The 3816-nt window shown below is 60.9% G+C and carries 2 protein-coding genes; both read left to right on the forward strand.

Annotated elements, in window-relative coordinates:
- Positions 1-2065 (forward strand): DUF3472 domain-containing protein (locus B4C31_RS00920; RefSeq protein WP_291530960.1); only part of this gene is annotated, 2065 nt, incomplete at its 5' end.
- Between the two features lie 21 nt (positions 2066-2086).
- Positions 2087-3816 (forward strand): glycoside hydrolase family 27 protein (locus B4C31_RS00925; RefSeq protein ID WP_291530961.1); only part of this gene is annotated, 1730 nt, incomplete at its 3' end.

Here is a 3816-nt window from a genome sequence, read left to right on the forward strand (position 1 = left end):
GATCTTCTCCGTGTGGGATGACGGCGACCCCGACCAGGACAAGAACCTGCCGGATTATATGCGCGCCGGAGCCGCCGATGTAGGTCCGGAAGCCTACGCCGTGCGATTTGGCGGCGAGGGCACCGGCAGCAGCCTGCGCTATCCCGAAGGACAGCGCTGGCAGACAGACCACTGGGTGCAGATGCTACTCAACGACCGCCCCGAATTCGTGGAAATCAATTCCACGGACGAGCAGGGCAACCCCGTGGTGAAGACCTTCAAGAGCACCCTGCAGACCCTGTGGTACAAGCAGGCGGAAGAGACGGAATGGCATTATTTCGGCACCCTGCGCCGTGCGGGGGACTACCGCATGGAGGGCAACAACTCCGGCCTCTACAGTTTTCTCGAGAACTGGAGCGGCTTCGGCGGCGACCTCTATCGTCGCGTCTATTATAGGAATATGTCCATGCGCTCCGCAGCCAGCGGCAGGTGGCATACCCTGAACCACGCCGGGTTCAGCAGCACCCAGCACTGGGAGACCCAGCGCAATTCGCGCGATGACTACGGCCACGGCGTGACAGCGCTCTTCGACAACTGCCTCTACTTGCAATCTGGCGGTTTGCTGGGAGTGCGCGACAGCGCCAACACCTTCGACTACGCCCAGCAGGGAGCCATGCCCTGGGTGGACACCATCAATACGCAGGCACTGCGCGAGCGGGTGGACCTGGCTACCACGCGCAGCAACTATAAAGATATCCGGATGAAGATTGAGTCCACGCGCACTATCTCCGACCCCGCCACGTGGACCCTCATCGGCTACAGCGACGAAGAGGTGAACGAAGAAGGCGACTTCGGCCGTGCGGCACAAATCATGGACGGCAACACGACGACCTACTACCGCCAGAAGCAGTGGAGCTCCTTCCCTCACACCTTCAGCTTCGATGCCGGGGAGCCCGTAACCATCAGCAGCATAGGCTTCTATCAGGCACGAGAGTACACCTATCGCGTGAAGGACATCCAGCTGGCCGTGTCGGACGATGGCAAGACGTGGCGCACCATGGGCAACTACGGAGTAGAGAACGAGGAATTTCCGACCGTGGAACTGAAGGAGCCAATCACCTCCCGCTACTTCCGTCTCCGCTGTGCCCGCGGCTACGGCAACAACCTCCTCATCAACGAAGTCTATTTCAAGCACGAGTACCGGCTGAACGACCTCAAGGCAGTGGCCGAGGAACTGCTGGGCGAGGCCGACCGCTTCGGCGGCTACGCCCCTGCGGCTCTCGAGGAACTGCGAGCCACCTACCACGCCCTGCCGGGTGATGACGCTGAGGCCGTCGCGGCACTGCGCGAGGCCATCGACCGCTTCGGCCAGACAGCGCAGCCCCTAAACTACGGATTGCTGGATAACCTGGTGCATCACTCCAGCTTCAGCGCCTACGTGCTCCACAGCTCCACAGGCCGAGGCGACGTCATCGCCAATGAGCAAGGCGAACTCACCCTGAGCGGTGCCACTCTCGACGGCGCCCTCGAAGCCTACACCGCCAGCACCCAGATCTCCAACCCTTATGCGAACTGGCTTGTGCTCCATTCCGTGGACTACAAGGAATATTACCTCTACAACCTCGGCGCGAAGAAGTATCTGAGCCTCTCGGACGACGTGCCCGCTCTCAGCGATAAGCCCGTAGCCTTGGCGCTGACGGCTCGCAGCAACAACAATTTCTTCATCGGCTCCTCGCGCGCACACTTGCAGGCAAACAGCACGGCGGAAGCGCCCTTCAACCGTACGGCCCGTTCGGACGACGCCTGCCTCTTCCAGTTGCGCAACAACTACGCAGTGACACCTGCAGAGCAGGATATCGCAGCACTGCTCCGCGAGACCGAGGAGTTCCTCCACGGCGGCACAGGAGTGGTGGTGCCCGAGGCCGAAGCCGCTGCCGGCACATCCCTTGCGGGGAAGCAAGTGGCGGTCTATAACGCCCTCGGACAGATGCTCTATCGAGGCCGGTATGACAACATCCCGCATTTGCCCGCCGGAGTGTATGTAATCCGTGCCGGCAAGATGAGTATGAAAAAACTTATCCAATAACACCATAAAAGCCTAACAACTATGAGAAAAAGTATTCTTTTGACACTCGCGGCAGCAGCGCTCGCGCTGAATCTGGCCGCACAGAACATTTCCGTGAGCCGTGCCCGCTACCATCAGGGCGACGACATGAACTGGGCAAAGCCCGAAGCCTCCGACGCCAATTGGGAGGAGATGAGCATCACCAAGACGTGGGACGACCAGGGTAAGCAGTTCAACAACTCGTTTGTCTGGTACCGCATTCACGTCACCATCCCGAAGTCTTTGATGGACGGCGCCGACCAGCAGAAGATTGTGGTCTTCGACCTGCCTCAGGCCGATGACGCCGACGAGACCTTCCTCAACGGAAAACTCATCGGCAAGAAGGGTCGTTTCCCCAAGGACGAAGGCGGCTACCAGTCCGCTTGGAGTGCCCAGCGCAGCTACTCCGTAGATGCTAAGTCCGGCGGCATCCGCTGGGATCAGGACAACGTCATCGCAGTCCGTGTCTATAACGGCGGCGAGCCTGGTGGCCTCTTCGGCCGCCCACTCACCGTGCGCGTGCCCAACATCACGGACGGACTGAAGATGCGTTTTGCCGAGGCTCCCGACGGTCAGGCCTCACAATGCACGCTGGAGCTGAACAACGAATACGCCACCAACCAAGTCGGAACCGTCACCTTCAACATCGTCAATCGTGAGACGGGTGCCGTGCAGGGAACCCTCACCCGCAAGGTCACGGTCCGCAAAGGCAAGCCCACGCGCCTGGCCCTCCCCTACGACAAGACGAAACGCTGCGTAGCCAGCGCTAAGTACGTGGACGCCAAGAGCGGCAAGTACGTCGAGCATCAGCGTCCCCTGAAATACCTATTGACACCTCCCGCGCCGCTGACTCCTCGCTTCAACACGCCCGCCGTCTTCGGCGTCCGTCCCGGTTCGCCCGTCATCTTCCGCTTCGGCGTCAGTGGCGAGAAGCCTATCAAGATCACGGCAGACAAACTCCCCGCCGGCCTGAAGCTCACCGAGGAAGGTGTGCTCAGCGGCAGCATCGGTCATCCTTGCGAAATAACCTTCACCGCCACGGCAGAGAACGCCCGCGGCCGCGCTCAGCAGGAGTTCACCCTGAAAGTGGGCAGCAAGATTGCCCTCACACCGCCCATGGGATGGAATTCCTGGAACTGCTGGGCTCTCAGCGTCTCGCAGGAGAAGGTGATGTCCTCCGCTCAGGCGCTCATTGACAAGGGGCTGGCGGACTACGGCTACTGCTACATGAACATCGACGATGGTTGGGAAGCTCCCGAGCGCAACGCCGACGGCACCATCGCCGTGAACGAGAAATTCCCCTCCATGAAAGCCCTCGGCGACTGGCTCCACGAGCGCGGCCTGAAGTTCGGTATCTACAGTTCCCCCGGCGACTACACGTGCGGCGGCTACCTCGGCAGCATCGACCACGAGCTGCAGGATGCAGAGAGCTACAACAGCTGGGGTATCGACTACCTGAAGTACGACTGGTGCGGCTACGGACGCGCCCACGCCAAGGAAAAGGACAAGGGCGTAGCCTCCTACGTGCGCCCCTACCTGCTCATGCAGAAATACCTGCGCGAGCAGCCCCGCGACATCTTCTATAGCCTCTGCCAGTACGGTATGGCAAATGTCTGGGAGTGGGGACGCTTCGTGGACGCCAACAGCTGGCGCACCACGGGTGACATCAACGACTCCTGGGGCTCGATGTATGACATCGGCTTCAGGCGTCAGGCCGGCCTGGCTCCCTACGC

This window comes from Bifidobacterium sp. UBA4282 (assembly GCF_002394995.1).
GTDB classification, from domain to species: domain Bacteria; phylum Actinomycetota; class Actinomycetes; order Actinomycetales; family Bifidobacteriaceae; genus Bifidobacterium; species Bifidobacterium pullorum_B.